Source organism: Mycolicibacterium chengduense (assembly GCF_033741155.1).
Taxonomy (GTDB): Bacteria; Actinomycetota; Actinomycetes; order Mycobacteriales; family Mycobacteriaceae; genus Mycobacterium.
This window is the reverse complement of record NZ_JAWQNH010000006.1, coordinates 152,078-171,516: the sequence shown is the minus strand read 5'-3', so window position 1 is coordinate 171,516 and position 19,439 is coordinate 152,078. Positions and strand designations below refer to the sequence as shown.

Here is a 19,439-nt window from a genome sequence, read left to right as displayed (position 1 = left end):
ATGGGGGCAGCCAATCCGGAGGCGCAGACGGCTTTCGGACCGATGGTGCTGTCGGCCCTCGAGCATCACGAACCGCCACAGCGCCGCCTGGTCGACGACGACCTGGCCGCCTCGTTCCTGCCTGGCCGGTTGCGCGCTCTCGTGCGTCTCGCCGGTCTCGGGCCGCTGCGTCGCGCGCTGCTGGCCGCCTCGGACCGCTCGGCGCCGGGCATGTGGACGGGCATCGTGTGCCGAAAACGCTATATCGACGAACGGGTTTCCGATCCCGTCACCGAGTTCGATGCCATCGTCATCCTCGGGTCCGGGTTGGACACCCGGCCCTACCGGATCGCCCGGTACAGCGATCTGCCGGTCTACGAGGTGGACCAGCAGATCAATATCGACCGCAAAACCGCGACGGTACAGCGCGTCCTGGGTGCGGTGCCGCCGTCGGTGCGGCTGGTGAGCGTGGACTTCGAGCGCGATGATGTGATGACCACATTGGCCGACAACGGTTTCCGCGACAGCGGCCGCACCCTGTTCATCTGGGAGGGTGTCACCCAGTACCTCACCCCCGCCGCACTGCACGCCACCTTCCTGCAGTTGCGCGCCGCCGCGCCCGGCAGTCGGCTGATCTTCACCTACGTGCGCCAGGATTTCATCGACGGCACCAACCTGTATGACTCGCGATCGCTGTACCGCAGGTTCCGTCAGCGCCGGCAGGTGTGGAAGTCGGGTTTCGTCCCCGAACGCGTCGAGGAGATGCTGACCGGGTACGGATGGCGACTGCTGGAGCAGGCGGGCCCGAGTTATTACCGCGACACCTACATCCGGCCCACCGGGCGCAACCTGGCCGCCTCCCCCATCGAGTGGTCCGCGGTGGCCGAGCGCGTGCGTGACTAGATCTCGATGACCGTCGGCACGATCATCGGCTGTCGCCGGTAGGTCTCCCCCACCCACTTGCCCACGGTGCGCCGCACCGCCTGAGCAATCCGGGCGGTATCGGTGACCTGTTCTGCGGCAAGGCGTTCCAACTCAGACTCCACCTTGAGGGCGACCGGTTCCAGCGCCTTGGGATCTTCGGAGAAGCCCCGCGAGTGCAGATGCGCGGGCCCGGCCGGCTTGCCGGTGCCCCGTCGGACCACGACGGTGACGGCGACGAAACCCGAAGACAGCGTGAGCCGTTCCCCGAGTGTCGATTCGCCGACATCACCGGTGATCAGCCCGTCGACGAACATCTTGCCGACCGGCACCGCACCCGCGATGGATGCGACACCGTTGACCAGGTCGACGCTCACCCCATTCTCGGCGAGCATGATGTTCTCCGGCGGCACCCCGGTACGCACGGCCAGGGCGGCGTTGGCGCGCAGGTGCCGCCAGGTGCCGTGTACCGGCATGACATTGCGCGGCCGCACCCCGTTGTACAGGAACAGCAGTTCACCGGCGTAGGCATGACCCGAAACATGCACGCGCGCTTGAGCGTTGGTGACGACGCGGGCGCCGATCTTGGAGAGTTCGTCGATGACGCCGAACACCGCCTCCTCGTTGCCTGGGATCAGCGAGGAGGACAGGATGATGAGGTCCCCGTCGGTCAACGTGATGCTGCGATGCTCGCCGCGCGACATCCGCGACAGCGCCGCCATCGGCTCGCCCTGCGTGCCGGTGGTGATCAGCACCACCCGGTCGGCGGGCATCATCTCCGCCGCGGCGATATCGAGCACGTCGTCGTCGTTGACCCGCAAAAAGCCGAGTTCCCTGGCGATGCCCATGTTGCGGACCATGGACCGGCCGACGAAGGACACCTTGCGCCCCAACGCCACCGCGGCGTCGATAATCTGCTGCACCCGGTCGACGTTGGAGGCGAAGCACGCCACGATCACCCGGCCTTCGGCGCCCCGGATCAGCCGGTGCAGGGTCGGACCGACCTCACTCTCGGACGGACTCACGCCGGGGTGCTCGGAATTGGTCGAGTCACAGAGGAACAGGTCGACACCGGCGTCGCCGAGCCGCGACATGCCGGGCAGATCGGTGGGCCGCCCGTCCGGTGGGAGTTGGTCCAGCTTGATATCGCCGGTGTGCAACACGGTGCCCGCACCGGTGTGCACGGCGATTGCCAGGGCATCCGGGATCGAGTGATTCACCGCGAAGTACTGGCATTCGAACACCCCGTGGGTACTGCGCTGACCCTCGGCGACGTGCACGAACTTCGGCTTGATGCGGTGCTCGCGACACTTCTCGGCTACCAGCGCCAACGTGAACCGCGAACCCACCACGGGGATGTCGGCGCGCAGCTTGAGCAGGTGCGGGATGGCGCCGATGTGGTCCTCGTGCGCATGGGTGAGCACCAGGGCCTCGATATCGTCGAGGCGGTGTTCGATATGCCGCAGGTCGGGCAGGATCAGGTCGACACCCGGCTCGTCGTGACCGGGGAACAGCACGCCGCAATCGATGATCAGCAGCCGGCCCAGGTGCTCGAAAACGGTCATGTTGCGACCGATTTCGCTGATCCCGCCGAGCGCGGTAACCCGCAGCGCGCCAGGGGCCAGCGGGCCCGGCGCAGCGAGGTGAGCCGTCATCACAAGACGCCGGCGGCGCGCAGGTCGGCGGCCAGCTGCTCGATCTCGGCGGAGTCGGCGGGCACCTGCGGCAGACGCGGGTCACCGGCGTCGATTCCCAGCAGGCGCAGCCCTTCCTTGGACATGGTCACCCCGCCCAACCTGGACTGCGCGGCACCCAGCGGGCCGAGTCCGGCATTGATCTTTCGCGCGGTGGCGATATCGCCGGAGTTGAAGGCCGACAACATCTCTCGCAGCTGCGCGGCGGCCAGATGGCCCCAGACACTGATGAATCCAACGGCGCCCATCGCCAGCCACGGCAGGTTCAGCGCGTCGTCGCCGGAGTAGTAGGCGATGCCGGTGTCGGCGATGATCTGGCCGCCACCGTGCAGGTCGCCCTTGGCGTCCTTGACCGCGACGATGTTCGGGTGCGCCGCCAGGGTGCGGATGGTGTCCCATTCGATGGGGATCACCGAGCGCGGCGGGATGTCGTAGAGCACGACCGGCAGGTCGGTGGCATCGGCGACGGCGGTGAAATGGGCCACCAGCCCACGCTGGGTGGGGCGCGAGTAGTAGGGGGTGACGACCAGCAGGCCGTGCGCACCGGCCGCGGCGCTGGCCTTGGCCAGGTGCACGCTGTGCGCGGTGTCGTAGGTGCCGGCGCCGGCGATGATCCGTGCCCGATCCCCGACCTCGTCCAGCACGGCCTCCAGCAGCGCGATCTTCTCGTCATCGGTGGTGGTCGGCGACTCACCGGTGGTGCCGGAGATCACCAGGCCGTCACACCCGGCGTCGACGAGATGCTTGGCTACCTTCTTCGCACCACCCAGATCGAGCGAGCCGTCCGGGCCGAACGGCGTCACCATGGCAGTCAGCACGGTGCCCAGGCGTGCGCTGACGTCGATTCCGGTGGTGGTCACGCGGGCAAGATTACCCGTTCGATCTCGCGGTTCAGTAGCGCGGGCGAGCTGCGGGGTGCCGCATCGGACGTTAGGGTCGGCCATGACACTTGTGGGGCGGCTGCTGTCCGTCATCGACGCCGATGTCCTGCCGCTCACCGAACGGGGTGTCGCCGCCGGGAACAAGGTGTTCGGTGCGGCGATCCTGCACAAAGCAGATCTGTCCGTCGTGGTGGCCGGTACGAACGCCGAGACGGTCAATCCCCTGTGGCACGGTGAGGTGCACACGCTCAAGCAGTTCTACGAGCTGTCGGGGCATCCGCCGACCAGTGACCTGCTGTTCCTGTCGACCCACGAGCCGTGCACCATGTGCATGTCGGCGATCACCTGGGCGGGTTTCGACAACTTCTACTACTTCTTCAGTCACGAGGATTCCCGCGACGAGTTCGCCATCCCGCACGACCTGAAGATCCTCAAAGAAGTGTTCGGCCTGGAGCCCGGCGGCTACCGGCGCTCCAATGCGTTCTGGACGGCATACTCGATCCCGGATCTGATCGACGACGAGGATGAGCCATTGCGCACCGAGCTGCTGGCCAAGCGCCAGCTCATCGCCGACCGGTACGCGGTGCTGTCGGTGCAGTACCAGGAGTCCAAGGGCGGCAACGATATTCCGCTGAGCTGAGCGGACCGGACCGGTCAGAAGGGCGGGTCACTGCCGCTGTCGGCGAGTTCTGCTGTGTTGCGGGCGCGTTCGGCTTTGATCCGGTGCGCGCACTCTTGCGCTCGGGTGCGTGACCGCCTCGGCATCATCCGCCCCCGATCGGCGTCGTCAGCGAGCCGGGTGACCGGCCGCGCCGGCGGGACCTCCGTACGCACCACCGCGCCGCCCAGGATCGACGCGCCGACACCCTTGGTGTAGGTGTGCCCGGTCGGCGCAGTCCAGGTGACCGTCCCGTCCGACGCCAGCTGCGGGGTCCACCCGCAGAACGTCTTGAGCAGATGATGTTCACGGCACAACGGCTGCAAATTGCCCGGATGCGTCGCCCCCGCCGGCCACGCAACCACATGGTCCACATCGCATGTGTCGGCGGCCCGGCCACAGCCGGGGAACGTGCACCTCAGATGCCGCGCCCGCACCGCCGCGGTCAACTTCTCCGAGGGATCATGGCGCGGCTCTGCACCCAGATCGGCGATCTCGGCCACCGGTTTCACCCGCGCCCCGGAACTCACCAAATCAGCCACCATCCCCGCCGGGACCACCGTGCCGTCGAACAGCACCCCCGGGCCGGCCGGCGCCGGCGCGGCCGGCGGGCGCACTTCGGCTGGGCTCGACGCAGCCGTGTCGACCTCCCCCAACTGCTCTGCAGCCGGGACGTGGTCGACCACCACATGAATGGTCACCGCCGCCGCCCGCGGATCCTTCCCACTGCCGCGACACTCCGGATCCCCGCACAAACACGCCAACCGCTCCAGCTGCGGACCCACCACCCCCAACGTGGCCAACGCATCAGCGCGACGCTGACGCACCGTCCGCGGATCACGGGCACACACCGACGCCGCCAAACCATCCAGACGCCGCTGCAACGCCTGCTTATCGGTCACACGCAACCGACCCCAAAACGACGCCACACCATTCGCGTCGTCCTTGTCGTCGAACTCCACATACGTGTCCTTCGCCGCCACCGCCGAGCGCAGCACCGCCGCGGGATCGAACTTCTCCACCCACACATCGACCGCCGCCACCAAACCCGTCTCCGACCGCGACCCGTACCCCGCGGCCTCCCCCGCGATCGCAGCATCGATCAACGCCAACGCATCCGCGTCCTGCACCAACCGGGTACGCCAGGTGATCGCATCGACCACCACCGCCGACACCACCCCAGCCGCGAACAGCGCCGCCGTACGCGGCAACCGCTCCCGCAACGCCACCGCAATCCCCATCTGCTTGGACGCCGCATGCGGACTCAGATTGCACGCCGCACCCACCTGGGCCTTCGCCCACGCCCACCCATCGATCACCTGATGAGCGAACTCGTCATCCTCGCCATCACACTGCCGCGCGGTCACCTCACCCACCAAGACCAACCGCCACGCCGCCGCCCGCGCCTCAGCCTGCGTCGCCGCCGTCAACGCAGAGATCAACGCGTCATCACTCAGCTGAGCTGGATTGACGTCGAACACATGTTCGATTATGCCACTCGGGTGTGACACGTCGCGCACGAAATCGAGATGCCACCGGCACACCCCGAACTGCTGGCCAGGCGCCAGATCATCGCCGCCCACCTTTCGATGCGATCGATGCAAACCCGGAATTCACGTACAACAACGACATTCCGTCGAGTCGAGCATGTGAGCTCAGGACTGGCGTCGGCGGTCAGCCAGCAACGCGGGAAGGTGATGACAAACCACATAACGGGTGAGATGGAGGTGCGACGGATACAACTGTCCGATTCACAGCGAGCCTGCGCCCATTCAATTTACCGGACATTTGCTGGCAATTCCGCCGCCTGGACTGTCTGTTCAACAATGCCCACACGTCGGCGCGGGTGCGAAACCGATCTCCGCGACGACATAATTCACCGGAGCGATTTCCTACAAGACAAATTCATAGCGTTATCAGCCTGCGTGTCACGGAGCTCCCGTCAACCCGGAGACTGTGATCGCTCATGCATCCCGCGCGACGGTCGCTCCATCCTCGGTCAAGTCGAGCCAGCAGACCCACGGCCAAGAATTGAGGTCATCGAAATTCGCGACGTATGCATCGCTGATTCTGGCGATGGATTCATCGATTGAACTGCGCCACGCCACAAACCGACCATTGTCTCCTGAGAGGTCGCCAACCTCCACCAAACCGTCGTTGACCAGAGAACGAATCAAGTCCAACGTTTTTCGTTGAACGACCGTGACAGACTCTTCCTTATTATTGTCATTGTCTTGCAGCACTTCCCAATGGACGCGGTCTAGCGCGACCCAATCCACCAAACCACGAACAAGGATTCGCTCACGGGCTGCCATACGGACGATTCCTGCCTTCGCTCAGTATGACTTTAATCCGCCAGCACACCTGCCCGTCGCATGGCGGCCGCGATGTGCTCGAAGTCGATCGCGACGTGCGCACGAGCCAACGCGTCGGCCACGTCGGCGCGGCCGTCGGCGATGGCGTCGATGAGGGCCACGTGTTCATCGAGGGCGCGTAGCTCCATCTGCCGCATCGTCGCCGGCTCGCCCCACAGATGCGCTGGGGCAGCGATACTGACCGACGCCTCCAAATCGAGCAGCACCTGTTTGAGCACCGCGTTGTGCGTGGTGTCCATGATGGCCAGGTGTAGCGCACTGTCTGCCTGCTGCGCGGCGAGCCCGCTTTCGGCTTGGCGGTAATCCTCGAGGGCGGACCGCAGCCGCGTGATGTCGGCAGGTGTGCGAGATTCGGCCGCGGCCCGGCACACCGCGCCGTGCATCCGGCAGATGGCATCGCACCGGTCGCGCAGTTCGGCCGCTCGCATGGTCAGCGTCCTGCCGACCGTCTCGGTGGACGAGTCCGGCCACTGCTGCAGCACGTAGGACCCACCGCCGCGACCGCGCCGCGTCTCCACCAGGCCGCGTTCGACCAGCCGGGCCAGCGCCGCACGGACCGTCATCCGGCCGACCCGCAGGGCGGCGGCGAGTTCACGCTCGGCCGGCAGCCGCGCGCCGGGCAGATATTCGCCGATGGCGATGGCGGTGACCAGCCGGTCGGTGATCTCGTCGACCCTCGTGTTGGGTTCGAGTTCGCGGTCGAGCAAGCCCGGCGCACCGGTCCCGATCGGCTGTGTCATACCCCTACCCCTCTCCCTCACGCGACCACAGTATCGACGCCGATTGTTAAAACTCGATTAATGGTCTTGCAGTGAGACCTTTTCCGGCTCATGCTGCCTTCATGCCACGCACGACGCAGACCATCCCGTTCCGCGATCATCAGACCTGGGTCCAGATCACCAAGCCGGAATCCGAGCGCCCCGAGGCGCTGCCCCTGTTCGTCCTGCACGGCGGACCCGGGATGGCGCACAACTACGTGGCCAATATCGCCGAGCTGGCCGACGAGACCGGTCGCACCGTCATCCACTACGACCAGATCGGCTGCGGCAACAGCACTCATCTGCCGGACGCACCGGCGGAGTTCTGGACCCCAGACCTGTTCGTCGAGGAGTTCCACACCGTCCGCACCGCGCTGGACATCGACCGCTATCACGTCCTGGGACAGTCCTGGGGCGGCATGCTCGGCGCCGAAATCGCGGTGCGCCGCCCCGACGGACTGGCATCGCTGTCCATCTGCAACTCCCCCGCGTCGATGCAACTGTGGGTCGAGGGAGCGGCCGAGCTGCGAGCGCAACTGCCCGCTGCCACCCAGGCGGCCCTGGTCCGGCACGAGGCCGACGGCACCGTCACCGACCCGGAATACCTTGCCGCGACCGCCGAGTTCTACCGCCGCCACGTGTGCCGAGTCGAGCCGATGCCCAAGGACTTCGCCGACAGCGAGGCACAGATGGAGGCCGAACCGACCGTGTACCACACCATGAACGGGCCCAACGAGTTTCACGTCATCGGCACCCTGCGCGACTGGACGGTGATCGAGCGATTGCCGGCAATCATCGCACCGGTGCTCGTCGTCGCCGGCGAGTTCGACGAGGCCACGCCCGCGACATGGCAACCCTATGTCGACAACATCGCCGACGTCCGCAGTCACGTCTTCCCCGACACCAGTCACTGCACGCATCTGGAGAAGCCCGCCGAGTTCCGTGCGGTCATCGCCGATTTTCTCGGTTCCCACGATCTGGCCGCCGCCGCCCGGGTCTGACCCCACCACCACCTGACAGGACACCCATGGCCACCACCTCCACCCACCTCACCACCGGTGAGGGGCAGCGAAGTCTCGAATCATTCGGCTACAAACAGGAACTCAACCGGTCCATCTCGACCCTGGACCTGGTCGTATACGGCCTCGTCTTCATGGTGCCCATCGCGCCGTGGACGATCTTCGGCACCGTCTACAACAGTGCGGCCGGCATGGTGCCGCTGGTCTACCTCATCGGGCTGATCGCCATGGTGTTCACCGCGCTGGCGTACGCACAGATGGCTAAATCGTTCCCGCTGGCCGGCTCGGTGTTCGCCTATGTGGGCCGCGGCATCCACCCCGGGCTGGGCTTCTTCGCCGGCTGGGCCATTCTGCTGGACTACCTGCTGATTCCCACCCTGCTCTATGTGTTCGCGGCCGAATCGATGATCGGCCTGTTCCCCGGAACACCACGCTGGCTGTGGGCGATTGTCTTCGTCATCGTGAACACCGCGATCAATCTGTTGGGCGTGGGCTCGCTGAAGATCGTGAACCGCATCTTCCTGGCGCTCGAGCTCGTGTTCCTGGTGGTGTTCGTCGTCATCGCGGTCCGCGCCATAAGCGGCCAGTCGCTGCCGAACGTCGGGTGGAGCACCACCCCGATCTGGAATTCCGAGGCCATCAGCGCGCCGCTGATCGCGGCCGCCCTGTCGATCGCGGTCTTGAGCTTCCTCGGTTTCGACGGCATCTCCACGCTGGCCGAGGAGTCGACCGGCAAGAAGAACCCGGCGGGGCGAGCCATGATCATCGCCCTGTTCGTGGTCGCCGGATTGTTCATCACCCAGACCTGGCTGGCCAGCCTGCTCGCCGGCGGCCGCGCGTCGTTCAGCGACGACGAGGTCGGTAACGCCTTTTTCCTGCTGGTGCAGGCGGCCTCCAACACCGGCTGGATGAACGCCTTCTTCGTGGTCAACGTGCTCGCGGTCGGTTTCGCGAACGCGATGGCAGCCCAGGCCGCCACCAGCCGGCTGCTGTTCTCGATGAGCCGAGACCGTCAGCTGCCGGGATTCCTCTCCAACATCAGCTCCCGCAAGGTCCCGTTCGCGGCCATCCTGGTGGTGAGCGCGCTCAGCCTGGTGCTGGTGCTGTTCTTCGTCGGTCAGATCGGGTTGATCTCGTCCCTGGTGAACTTCGGCGCCCTGTTCGGGTTCTGCCTGCTGCACATCTCGGTGGCCTGGTACTACCTGGTGCGCAAGAAGTCGAAGAACTACCTGTTGCACGGGGTGGTTCCGCTGGTGGGTCTGCTGATCATCGGGTACGTGCTGTTCAACGCCGACCCACTGGCCAAGATCGGCGGCCTGGTGTGGTTGGCGATCGGCGCAATCGTCTTCGGCGCCAACGTGATACGAGGCCGCCGGCAGGTGGATCCGGCGCAGCCGGTCACCGGCTAGGAGTTCGACCGCGGAAAGCGATATCGCCGGCGATATCGCTTTCCGCGCTCGAGTGCCTACACCCGGCGCCGCAACTCGCCCACCAGATCCCCCCGGTCGCCGACCGTCACCGCGCCGACGCCCAGCCACGTGGCCATCGACTGCAACTCCGACGCCAGGGCGCCGGCCACCCGGGACCTGTCCTGGCCGTCTTCGGCGAACGCACCGACGACATGCAGGGCCTCATCGGTGCGTTTGAGGTCGACCCGGCCGACCAGCTCACCGTCGAGCAGGAATGGCCATACGTAGTAACCGAATTGACGTTTGGGCGCGGGCACATAGATCTCGATGCGGTAGCGGAAATTGAACAGCCGCTCCACCCGGGGACGGAAGAAGATCAGCGGGTCGAACGGGCAGAGCAGCGCGGTGCCGCGGTCCAGACGCGGGATCCGCACCCCGGCCCGCAGATACGCGGGCGTCCCGTCGATTTCGACGGGTTCCAGCAAGCCCTCGTCGACCAGCGCCGCCACCGTGGGCTTGCTCTGCTTGGGATTCAGCCGGAAGTAGTCGCGCAGGTCGGGCTCGGTCGCCACCCCGAGCGCCCCGGCAGCGCGCAGGATCAGTTCACGCAGCGCCTGCTCGTCGTCGACCTCGCGGGCCAGCACGTCCGGTGGCAGCACCTTCTCGGTCAGGTCGTAGTGCCGCGCGAAGCCGACCCGGGTGGCCGTGGTGAGCCGGCCCGACGCGAACAGCGCCTCGGCCACCCATTTCGTGTCGCTGCGATCCCACCAAGGGCCCTTGCGTCCGCGTGGTTCGGATTCCAGATACGCCTCGATCTGACCCGCGGTGGACGGTCCCAGCACGTCGACGGTAGCGATGACGTCCTCGACCAACTGCGGGTTCTTGCGGACGATCTCGGTGCCCCACCGGCCGTGGGTGTACTCCCGCATCCGCCAGCGCAGCAACGGCCAGTCCTCGACGGCCATCAGCGCCGCCTCGTGCGCCCAGTACTCGACCAGCAGGCGCGGCGCCCGAGCGCTGTGACTCCAGGCCGCCCGGTCCAGCACATCGCGGTCATAGCCGCCGAGCCGGCTGAACACCGGTGCGTAGTGCGCGCGCACCGCGACCGACACCGAGTCCAACTGCAACACCTGGATCCGGGAGATCAGCCGCTTGAGGTGCGCGCGTGTCACCGCGCCGGCCGGACGGGTGTCGTGGAAACCCTGCGCGGCGACGGCGATGCGGCGGGCCTGAGCGACGGTCAGAGAGGGCACCCGGCCATCGTTGCGCATGGCACCGACAACGGCGCTCAGCGGTGGTACGAGCAGAACCGGTAGCGCAGCCCCGAGCCGCCGGTCAGCCAGTCCCCACGGGTCACCGACCAGGAATCGTCGAGGGTGGGCGCGAAGGCATCACCGTCGACGTCCACGTCGATCTCGGTGACCTCGCAGCGGTCGGCCAACGGCAGCGCCAGCCCGTACAGCTGGGCACCGCCGATCACCCAGCCGTCCAGGTCGGCGGGCAGCTCACCCACCACCTCGGCGCCCTCGGCCTGGTACGCCGGATCGCGGGTGACCACCACGTTGCGCCGGCCGGGCAGCGGGCGCACCCTGGCCGGCAGCGACTCCCAGGTGAGCCGGCCCATGATCACGGTCTGGCCCAGGGTCAGCTCCTTGAACCGGGCCTGGTCCTCGGGCAGCCGCCAGGGGATGCCGTTGTCCAGCCCGATCACCCCGGAGGTCGACTGCGCCCAGATCAAACTGATCGTCATACGGCGACGGGCGCCTTGATTCCCGGGTGCGGATCGTAGTTCTTGATCTCGATATCGTCGTAGGTGTAGTCGAAGATCGAATCACGCTGGGCCAGAACGAGTTCTGGATACGGTCGGGGGTCACGCGAAAGCTGCAGGGTGACCTGCTCGACATGGTTGTCGTAGATGTGGCAGTCCCCGCCGGTCCAGACGAACTCCCCCACGCCCAGGCCGGCTTGGGCGGCCATCATGTGGGTCAGCAGGGCGTAGCTCGCGATGTTGAACGGAACCCCGAGGAACAGGTCGGCGCTGCGCTGGTACAGCTGGCAGCTCAGCTGGCCGTCGGCCACGTAGAACTGGAAGAACGCATGACACGGTGGCAGCGCCATCTGCGGGATCTCGCCGACGTTCCAGGCCGACACGATGTTGCGGCGCGAATCCGGGTCTCGCTTGAGCAGCTCCAGAGACGCGCTGATCTGGTCGATGTGCTCCCCGGAGGGGGTGGGCCAGGACCGCCACTGCACGCCGTACACCGGGCCCAGATCCCCTGTCTCGGAAGCCCATTCGTCCCAGATCGTGACACCGTGGTCCTGCAGCCAGCGCACGTTGGAGTCACCGCGCAGGAACCACAGCAGCTCGTAGACGATCGACTTGGTGTGCACCTTCTTGGTAGTGATCAGGGGAAAGCCGGCGGTGAGGTCATAACGCATCTGGTGCCCGAACAGGCTGCGCGTGCCGGTGCCGGTGCGGTCGGCTTTCGGGGTGCCGTGTTCCAGCACCAGACGCAACAGATCCTCATAGGGGGTCGCGATAGGCACGCTCATAGCTTACGTCTGGGACGCAGGAGTAGAACGGACCCCATGCCGATCACCCACGACACCATAACCACCGCAGACGGCACCGCGACCGTCGCCGTAGCGACCCCGGAAGGTCAGGGCCCGTGGCCAGGCGTAGTCCTCTTCCCCGACGCCGGCGGCCTGCGGCCCACCATGGAGCAGATGGCGACCACGCTGGCCGGGTTCGGGTATGTCGTGCTGGTGCCCGACGTCTACTACCGCAACCCGGGTTGGGGGCCGATCGACCTCAACACCGTGTTCGGCGACCAGGACAAGCGCAAGCAACTCTTCGAGCTGATGGGCACGCTCACCCCCGAGGTCCTGGCCGCCGACGCCGAGGCGTTCTTCGACTACCTGGAGGCGCGCCCCGATGTCACCGGCACGGCATTCGGCACCACCGGGTACTGCATGGGAGGGCGCGCCTCGCTGATCGTCGCCACCCGGCTGCCCGACCGGGTGGCCGCGGCGCTGTCCTTCCACGGCGGCCGGCTGGCGGTCGCCGACGATCCGGACAGCCCGCATCTGCTCGCGGACAAGATCCGCGCGGTGGTGTACGTGGCCGCCGCCGAGAACGACGCCTCCTTCACCGAGGAGGACGGTAAGCGGCTGGAGGACGCGCTGTCCGGCGCTGCCGTCGAGCACACCATCGAGTTCTATCCCGCCGCGCACGGTTTCGCGGTGCCCGACCATCGCACGGTGTACGACGAGGCCGCCGCCCAGCGGCATTGGGAGGCCACCGAGCGGGTGTTCGGGGCTGCATTGGCCCCGGCCTGAGCCCGGCCGAGCCGGTAAGCGACGATTGACGGCGTGTACGACCAGCCCAGCACCTTCGAACCCGATCCCAGCGAGCCCGGATTTCGCATCGACCCGGTACTCGCACGTAGCTGGCTGCTGGTCAACGGCGCCCAGTACGACCGCTTTGCACCGGCCGCCCGGTCGCGCGCCGATGTCGTGATCCTCGATATCGAGGACGCGGTCGCGCCGAAGGACAAGGTGGCGGCGCGCGAGAACGTGGTGCGCTGGCTGGCCGAGGGCAACACCGACTGGGTCCGGATCAACGGGTTCGGCACCCCGTGGTGGGCCGACGATCTGGAGATGCTGAGCAACACCGGGGTGGGCGGGGTGATGCTCGCCATGGTCGAGGGCGTCGACCACGTCACCGAGACGGCCCGCCGGCTGCCGGACGTGCCGATCGTCGCCCTGGTGGAGACGGCCCGCGGGCTGGAACGCATCACCGAGATCGCGTCGGCCAAGGGCACCTTCCGGCTGGCCTTCGGCATCGGGGACTTCCGCCGCGACACCGGATTCGGTGACAACCCGGCCACGTTGGCCTACGCCCGGTCCCGGTTCACCATCGCCGCCAAGGCCGCGCAGCTGCCCAGCGCCATCGACGGACCGACGGTCGGGTCCAGTGCCCGCAAGCTCAGCGAGGCGACCGCGGTGTCGGCGGAATTCGGGATGACCGGCAAGATCTGCCTCACCCCCGAGCAGTGTCCGACCGTCAACGAGGGTTTGTCTCCCTCACAGGAGGAAATCAGTTGGGCCCGCGAGTTTTTCGCGGAGTTCCAGCGCGACGGCGGGGAGATCCGCAACGGCTCGGATCTACCACGTATTGCGCGCGCCAACAAGATCCTGGACTTGGCGAAGGCCTACGGTATCCACGAATCCGACTTCGGTGACGATCCGGATCACGTGCCTGCGCCGTCGGACACCTTCCACTACTGAGTTTGCCGGCGGCTGTGCATGTAGCTGGCCGCCGCCCGGATGATCCCGCGCGCCGCGTAGACCGCGGCCAGGATCGACAGCAGGATCAGCACGATGAACATCATCAGCCAGTTGGTGCGGCTATGGCTGACGTTCCACCACACGATGGTGAACAGGACGGCGCAGACGAACACGACGATATCGCGCCAGTTGCCGGTGTAGGACGCTGCCAGCGCGCGGATCTCGCGGTTCTTGTCGACGGCGGCGACGATATCGTCGATGCGGGTGTCGATGGACTTCTGCAAGGCGGCACGCCGCTCGTGCTGCTCGGGCGGAAGTTTTTCCAGCAGTTCCATATCCGCCTTGATCGAAGCGCGGACATCGGGCCCTCTGAAGGTGCCTGCAGCAATCCCCAGCAGCGCGCCGCCGGCGATCGGTGCGGCTCCCAGTGCGAGTTCGGCGATCCCTGGCATAGCGGGGAGCCTACCTCCGAGGTCAGTTACGACGCAGGGACTCGATCCGGTCGGCCAGCATCGTGGTCCACTCGCCGACATAGTCCTCATCGGGGGTGTCCACGGCGGGCGCGTCGAACACGATTCGGCTCATGCGCTTGCCCAGCAGAGCGTTGACCCCGAACGTGGCGATGCGGCGGGCGTCGGCCACACCGAGAGTCGGTGCGCACGCGGTGATCCAGTCGGTGAGTTCGGTCGACAGACCGTCGACCAGGGTGGCGTAGGCGTCCTGGACGCGTGCCGATTCGGTGGCCGGGGTGCGCGCCGCGACCCGGAGGAACTCCGCCTCCCGGTCCAGCACGCTGAGCAGGTAACGGCACAGCAGCGTCAACTCGGTGCGCAGCTCCCCCTGCCCGGCGAACAAGGCGCTGATATCGCGCATGGCGCGGCGGCGGTCCAACTGCCGGTCGATCCCCGCGGCCAGCAGCGCTTCCTTGGATTTGAAGTGGTTGTACAGCGCCCCGCACCCGGGCACCAGACCCGCGGCCTTCTCGATCTGATTGATGCTGGTGGCCCGGTAGCCCTGCGCGCCGAACAGCCGCATGGCCTCGTTGACCAGTCGTTCCTTCGTCGATACCTGCACCCTTGACCGTCCATAAGTGAGTACATATATTCGGTAGGACATCACTATAACCCGAGGAGGGCCGATGTCGGGCAGCGATGACACGGTCCCGCGCGGACGGGTGCGCCGCACGATGCCGGTGGCCGGATTCACCGCACGCGCCGCGGGCGGACGCGTGGTGGCGACGTTGCGGGAGAAGGCGGGCGACACCGGCGCCGTCGAACGTTTCCACGAACGCACCGCACAGCGGTACGTCGAGTTGCTCGGCCACTCCAAGGGCGTCCTGATGAAGGCCGGGCAGTTGATGTCGATGGTGGACGCCGCAGCCATCGGCGCCGGCGAGCTCTCGCCGTACCAGAAGGCCCTGACGCGATTGCAGGCCGACGCCCCGCCGATGGATCCCGCACTGGCCCAACGGGTTTTGGAAACCGAACTCGGATGCCCCGCCGGTGAGGTGTTCGCCGAGTTCGACAGTCGATCCGTGGCGGCGGCCTCCATCGGGCAGGTGCATCGCGCGGTCCTGCACGACGGCCGTCGGGTCGCGGTGAAGATCCAGTATCCCGGTGTGGCGCGAGCGATTCGCGACGATCTGTCCAACACCGAACTGCTCTCCACGGTGTTCCGGTTCGCCGCGGGCGCCGCCGGCACGCTGGGTGCAGCGCTGCCCGATATCGGTGCGGCCGCCGCCGAGATCTCGACACGTATCTCCGAAGAACTCGACTACCGCCAGGAAGCCGCCCACATCACGGCATTCGCCGAGCTGTACCGCGGCCACCCGTTCATCCGCGTGCCCGAGGTCATCGCCGAGGCCTCGGGCGACCGCGTGCTGACCATGACCTACCTGGACGGATTGGATTGGGCCGCAGCACAAGATGCGGCGCAGGACCTGAAGAACACCTGGGCCGAGGTGATCAGCCGGTTCAGCACCGGTTCCTATCGGCACGCCAACCTGTTCCACGCCGATCCGCACCCCGGCAACTACCGGTTCGGCACCGACGGCACGGTCGGCTTCCTCGACTTCGGCTGCGTCAAGGTTCTCACCGAACGCACCCGCCGGATGATCGTCACGATGCTGCAGGCGGCGATCACCGGCCGCAAGGACGAATTACGCGCCTTGATGGTCGAAAGTGGTTTCTTCGCCCAGAATTCCACTTTGACCGCCGATGACGCGTACGCCTGGTATGCCGGGGTCATCCACGAACTGATCGGCCCGCAGCCGGCCACCTACACCGAGCAGGCCTCCGCGCGGGCCATCGAGTACCTGGTCGACGTCCGCGCCTCCGACCATCCGCTGCGGCGGATGTCGGTGCCGCCGGATTTCGTCTTCTTCTCCCGGCTCAACCTGTCGATGAACGCGATCTTCACGACGCTGCACGCCACGTTCAACGCCCGCGACTCCGTCGACGACATGGACGGCTTGGCCGAACCCACCAGTGATCTGGGCCGCCGGCACATCGCCTGGGTCCGGGAGCGCGGCCTGCCGTTCGGATTGGATCACCATGATCAACGCTGAGGTGACCAGCGCTGACATTCGTTCCGCCCGGCTGCCCTGGGACGCCGCCGACCCGTACCCGTTCTACGAGAGCCGGCGCCGGCACGGCACTGTGGTGTGGGATGACACCGCCCAGGCCTGGCTGGTGCTGGGGTATGACGCGGCCCGCCAGGTTCTCGGCGGAACCGGCTGGACCAGCGACCCGTTCGCCAACGCACTGGCGCAGACCTCCTCGGACGCCATCGGCCGCGAGTTCGCGCGGTCCTCGATGCTTTTCGCCGACGGTGACGTCCACCGGCGGTTGCGCGGATCGGTCCGCGACGTCTTCACCCGCGGTTTCGTCGCCGACCTCGGCACGGGGGTGCACTCGATCGCCGACAGCCTGATCGGGGATCCGCCGGCGGCAACCGAATTCGACTTCATGGCCGAGATCGCGCTGCCCCTGCCGATCGCCGTCGTCAGCGCCTGGCTGGACCTCGGCACCGATACCGCGCACCTGCTGCGCGAGGTGTCCCCCGTCATCATCCGGATGCTCGGCACGTTGGCCGATCCGGACGAGATGGCCGCGGGGACCGCCGCTTCGGCCACGCTGATGGCGGAGTTCCTGCCCATCGCGGCCGACCGGCGGGCACATCCCGGCGATGACCTGTTCAGCTTCATCGCCGGGGATCCGGCACTGTCGCTCGACGAGGTGGTGACGACCGCCATCCTGATCGCCGTCGCCGGTCACGAGACCACCGCGAATCTGCTCGGCGCGGCCATGCTCACCCTGCTCACCCCGGATGCCGACGGCACCCGGATCGCCGACCGCATCGATCTGGACGACCCGGCACTGGTCACCGAATTGATCCGGCTGGACGCGCCGGTGCAGTCCACCGTGCGCACCGCCACCACCACGCACCACCTCGAGGGAGTCACCATCGAGGCAGGACAGAGCGTCCTGGTGGCGGTCGCCGCGGCCAATCGTGACCCCGCGGTGTTCGACGAGCCCGGCCGGTTCCGCCTGGGCCGCAACGGGTCCGCGCCGCTGTCGTTCGGGTACGGCGCCCACTACTGCCTGGGCGCGGCGCTGGCCCAGCTCGAGTTGTCCATCGCCCTGCCCAGGATCCTGTCCCGCCGGCCCGAGTTGACCGGCGCGGTGAGCTGGCGCGACACACCGGCCATCCGCGGCCCACTGACCGTACCCATGATGTTCGGCGGCTGATTCAGACCATCAGCGCCGCGGCGACCGTCGCCCCGAGATTCCAGCACGCCTCCAGCTCCGCCTTGCCGGGCTTACCCGAGACCACGACGTACTCCGCCGCTTTCACCCAGCCCAGCCCCGCGGTGATGCCGGTGACGGCGCGTTCGGCGCCTTCGGTGCCCTCGTTGCCGTGCAACCACAAGCCGAACGGCCGGCCGCGGGTGGAATCCAGTATCTGGTAGTACGACTCGTCGAAGGCGTGCTTGAGCGCCCCACTGACATAACCCAGGTTCACCGGACTGCCGAGCAGGTAGCCGTCGGCGGCGAGCATGTCCACCGCCGACACCGTCAGGGCGGGGCGGCGCACCACCTCGACCCCCTCGATATCCGGGTCGGTCGCCCCGGACAGCACCGCCTCGAACATCTCCTGGCAGTGCGGCGAGGGCGTGTGGTGCACGACGAGCAGTCTCATCCGCGGTGCGCCGCTCGCTCCATCTCGACCGCTGTCCGCATGGTCTCACGGGCCCGGCTGCGGTCACCGGCGTAGTCGTAGGCACGCGCCAACCGGTACCAGCGCACCCAGTTGTCCCGATCGGCATCGAGTTCGTCGCGCACGGTGGCGAACAATTCGTCGGCGGCATCGCGGTCGATGCGCCCGGACGGCATCCGCGGCAGCGCACTGACGTCGAGTTCCATCCCGCTGTCGCGGGCCAGCCGGGCCAGCCGCTGATGCGCGAAGCCCGCCCGCAGTGTGCTCACCATGGCCCACACGCCGACGATCGGTAGCAACAACAGCGCAATGCCCAGCCCGACGGCCGCCCACTCCCCCGACGCCAAGAAGGCGAACGCGATCCGGCCGAGCATCACGAAGTAGACGACCATCGCGACACACATGAAGCCGATCAGCAGCTGGATGCGCAGGCTGCGCGCACCGGCCTGGCCGTCCGGGCCGGCCATCAGAGGTCGAGGAGCGGTTCGATGCCGATGGTCAAGCCGGGATGCTGCGCCACCTTGCGGACCCCGAGCAGCACGCCCGGCACGAACGACGTGCGGTCAAGGCTGTCGTGCCGGATGGTCAGCGTCTCACCGGTGGTGCCGAACAGCACCTCTTGGTGGGCGACCAATCCGGCCAGCCGGATCGAGTGCACCGGGATGCCGTCGACATCGGCACCACGGGCCCCGGCAAGTCCGGTACTGGTGGCATCAGGGTTGGGCGGCAAGCCTTTCCGAGCCTCGGCGATGAGCTTGGCGGTGCGCGCGGCGGTGCCGGACGGCGCGTCGGCCTTGTGCGGGTGGTGCAGTTCGATGACCTCGACGGACTCGAAGTGCCGTGCGGCCTGTTTGGCGAAGTGCATGGTGAGCACGGCGCCGATGGCGAAGTTAGGGGCGATGAGCACCGAGACGCCGGGTGTGGCGTCCAGCCAGGCGCGCACCTGGGCGATACGCTCGTCGGTGAAGCCGGTGGTACCGACGACGGCGTGGATTCCGTTGTCGATCAAAAACTTCAGATTGTCCATCACCACATCGGGGTGGGTGAAGTCGATGACCACCTCGGTGTTGCTGGCGGTCAACGTGGTGAGGTCGTCGCCGGCGTCGACCTCGGCCGATAGCTCCAGATCGTCGGCGGCCTGGACCGCGGCCACCATGGTGGCGCCGACCTTGCCCTTGGCGCCCAGTACTCCCACTCGCATGGGGGCAGCCTACTGCGATGCCCGTACCGTGGAATC

The 19,439-nt window shown here is 67.2% G+C and carries 21 protein-coding genes; 8 read left to right on the top strand and 13 right to left on the bottom strand.

Annotated features, from left to right (window positions below; genetic code table 11):
- Window positions 1-882, top strand: coding sequence for an SAM-dependent methyltransferase (locus SBI67_RS22750; RefSeq protein ID WP_318982741.1), 882 nt, complete (start codon window positions 1-3; stop codon window positions 880-882).
- Here SBI67_RS22750 and SBI67_RS22745 read toward each other — a convergent pair.
- Together SBI67_RS22745 and dapA are read right to left on the bottom strand one after the other, a co-directional pair.
- On the bottom strand, window positions 879-2,555 hold the full coding sequence (locus tag SBI67_RS22745; protein ID WP_318982740.1) for a ribonuclease J: 1,677 nt from the start codon (window positions 2,553-2,555) through the stop codon (window positions 879-881). The two genes, SBI67_RS22750 and SBI67_RS22745, sit on opposite strands and share 4 nt — an antisense overlap.
- Complete coding sequence (gene dapA / locus SBI67_RS22740; RefSeq protein WP_318983027.1) at window positions 2,555-3,400, bottom strand: 4-hydroxy-tetrahydrodipicolinate synthase; 846 nt, start codon at window positions 3,398-3,400, stop codon at window positions 2,555-2,557. Before dapA ends, SBI67_RS22745 begins: the two co-directional genes overlap by 1 nt.
- Window positions 3,401-3,536: 136 nt before the next feature.
- Here dapA and SBI67_RS22735 point away from each other — a divergent pair, with 136 nt between their 5' ends.
- Complete coding sequence (locus tag SBI67_RS22735) at window positions 3,537-4,115, top strand: deaminase (protein ID WP_318982739.1); 579 nt, start codon at window positions 3,537-3,539, stop codon at window positions 4,113-4,115.
- A gap of 14 nt (window positions 4,116-4,129) precedes the next feature.
- Here SBI67_RS22735 and SBI67_RS22730 read toward each other — a convergent pair whose 3' ends face one another.
- From SBI67_RS22730 to SBI67_RS22720, 3 genes are all read right to left on the bottom strand, one after another.
- The gene (locus tag SBI67_RS22730; protein WP_318982738.1) at window positions 4,130-5,716 is read right to left on the bottom strand and encodes an HNH endonuclease signature motif containing protein; all 1,587 of its coding nucleotides are present in this window, start codon (window positions 5,714-5,716) and stop codon (window positions 4,130-4,132) included.
- 381 nt (window positions 5,717-6,097) lie between these two features.
- Window positions 6,098-6,448, bottom strand: coding sequence for a hypothetical protein (locus tag SBI67_RS22725; protein WP_318982737.1), 351 nt, complete (start codon window positions 6,446-6,448; stop codon window positions 6,098-6,100).
- 32 nt (window positions 6,449-6,480) lie between these two features.
- Entirely contained in the window at window positions 6,481-7,248 is a 768-nt protein-coding gene (locus tag SBI67_RS22720; RefSeq protein ID WP_318982736.1) for a FadR/GntR family transcriptional regulator, read from the bottom strand.
- Between the two features lie 101 nt (window positions 7,249-7,349).
- Between SBI67_RS22720 and SBI67_RS22715 the strand changes: the two genes are divergently transcribed.
- On the top strand, window positions 7,350-8,267 hold the full coding sequence (locus SBI67_RS22715; RefSeq protein ID WP_318982735.1) for a proline iminopeptidase-family hydrolase: 918 nt from the start codon (window positions 7,350-7,352) through the stop codon (window positions 8,265-8,267).
- A gap of 26 nt (window positions 8,268-8,293) precedes the next feature.
- Window positions 8,294-9,694 (top strand): APC family permease, encoded by a 1,401-nt coding sequence (locus tag SBI67_RS22710; protein ID WP_318982734.1) that lies wholly within the window; start codon window positions 8,294-8,296, stop codon window positions 9,692-9,694.
- 56 nt (window positions 9,695-9,750) lie between these two features.
- Here the strand turns inward: SBI67_RS22710 and SBI67_RS22705 are convergent, their stop codons facing one another.
- From SBI67_RS22705 to SBI67_RS22695, 3 genes are read right to left on the bottom strand one after another with little or no spacing between them, the layout of a single operon-like run.
- A complete protein-coding gene (locus SBI67_RS22705; RefSeq protein WP_318982733.1) occupies window positions 9,751-10,947 on the bottom strand; it encodes a winged helix-turn-helix domain-containing protein in 1,197 nt (398 codons plus the stop codon).
- A gap of 35 nt (window positions 10,948-10,982) precedes the next feature.
- The gene (locus tag SBI67_RS22700; RefSeq protein WP_318982732.1) at window positions 10,983-11,444 is read right to left on the bottom strand and encodes a dihydrofolate reductase; all 462 of its coding nucleotides are present in this window, start codon (window positions 11,442-11,444) and stop codon (window positions 10,983-10,985) included.
- Window positions 11,441-12,241 carry a thymidylate synthase gene (locus SBI67_RS22695; protein WP_318982731.1) on the bottom strand — a complete coding sequence of 267 codons (801 nt, stop codon included), beginning with the start codon at window positions 12,239-12,241 and terminating at the stop codon, window positions 11,441-11,443. Before SBI67_RS22695 ends, SBI67_RS22700 begins: the two co-directional genes overlap by 4 nt.
- A gap of 42 nt (window positions 12,242-12,283) precedes the next feature.
- Between SBI67_RS22695 and SBI67_RS22690 the strand changes: the two genes are divergently transcribed.
- Together SBI67_RS22690 and SBI67_RS22685 are read left to right on the top strand one after the other, a co-directional pair.
- On the top strand, window positions 12,284-13,033 hold the full coding sequence (locus tag SBI67_RS22690) for a dienelactone hydrolase family protein (protein WP_318982730.1): 750 nt from the start codon (window positions 12,284-12,286) through the stop codon (window positions 13,031-13,033).
- A gap of 33 nt (window positions 13,034-13,066) precedes the next feature.
- Entirely contained in the window at window positions 13,067-13,984 is a 918-nt protein-coding gene (locus SBI67_RS22685; protein WP_266045935.1) for an HpcH/HpaI aldolase/citrate lyase family protein, read from the top strand.
- Here the strand turns inward: SBI67_RS22685 and SBI67_RS22680 are convergent.
- Both SBI67_RS22680 and SBI67_RS22675 read right to left on the bottom strand, forming a co-directional pair.
- On the bottom strand, window positions 13,978-14,436 hold the full coding sequence (locus SBI67_RS22680) for a hypothetical protein (protein WP_318982729.1): 459 nt from the start codon (window positions 14,434-14,436) through the stop codon (window positions 13,978-13,980). The genes SBI67_RS22685 and SBI67_RS22680 overlap by 7 nt on opposite strands.
- A gap of 22 nt (window positions 14,437-14,458) precedes the next feature.
- The gene (locus tag SBI67_RS22675; RefSeq protein WP_318983026.1) at window positions 14,459-15,019 is read right to left on the bottom strand and encodes a TetR/AcrR family transcriptional regulator; all 561 of its coding nucleotides are present in this window, start codon (window positions 15,017-15,019) and stop codon (window positions 14,459-14,461) included.
- A 103-nt stretch (window positions 15,020-15,122) separates the two neighbouring features.
- Between SBI67_RS22675 and SBI67_RS22670 the strand changes: the two genes are divergently transcribed.
- Together SBI67_RS22670 and SBI67_RS22665 are read left to right on the top strand one after the other, a co-directional pair.
- Window positions 15,123-16,550: an ABC1 kinase family protein gene (locus SBI67_RS22670; RefSeq protein ID WP_318982728.1), complete on the top strand. Its 1,428-nt coding sequence runs from the start codon at window positions 15,123-15,125 to the stop codon at window positions 16,548-16,550.
- Window position 16,551: 1 nt separating this feature from the next.
- Complete coding sequence (locus SBI67_RS22665; protein WP_318982727.1) at window positions 16,552-17,733, top strand: cytochrome P450; 1,182 nt, start codon at window positions 16,552-16,554, stop codon at window positions 17,731-17,733.
- A gap of 1 nt (window position 17,734) precedes the next feature.
- Here the strand turns inward: SBI67_RS22665 and SBI67_RS22660 are convergent, their stop codons facing one another.
- Genes SBI67_RS22660 through dapB form a run of 3 tightly spaced genes read right to left on the bottom strand, consistent with a single transcriptional unit; the run spans window position 17,735 to window position 19,403 of the window.
- Window positions 17,735-18,184 (bottom strand): flavodoxin family protein, encoded by a 450-nt coding sequence (locus SBI67_RS22660; RefSeq protein WP_318982726.1) that lies wholly within the window; start codon window positions 18,182-18,184, stop codon window positions 17,735-17,737.
- Entirely contained in the window at window positions 18,181-18,669 is a 489-nt protein-coding gene (locus SBI67_RS22655; RefSeq protein WP_266045941.1) for a hypothetical protein, read from the bottom strand. Before SBI67_RS22655 ends, SBI67_RS22660 begins: the two co-directional genes overlap by 4 nt.
- Entirely contained in the window at window positions 18,669-19,403 is a 735-nt protein-coding gene (dapB, locus tag SBI67_RS22650; protein ID WP_318982725.1) for a 4-hydroxy-tetrahydrodipicolinate reductase, read from the bottom strand. The genes SBI67_RS22655 and dapB overlap by 1 nt, the downstream gene beginning before the upstream one ends.
- Window positions 19,404-19,439: the final 36 nt, after the last annotated feature.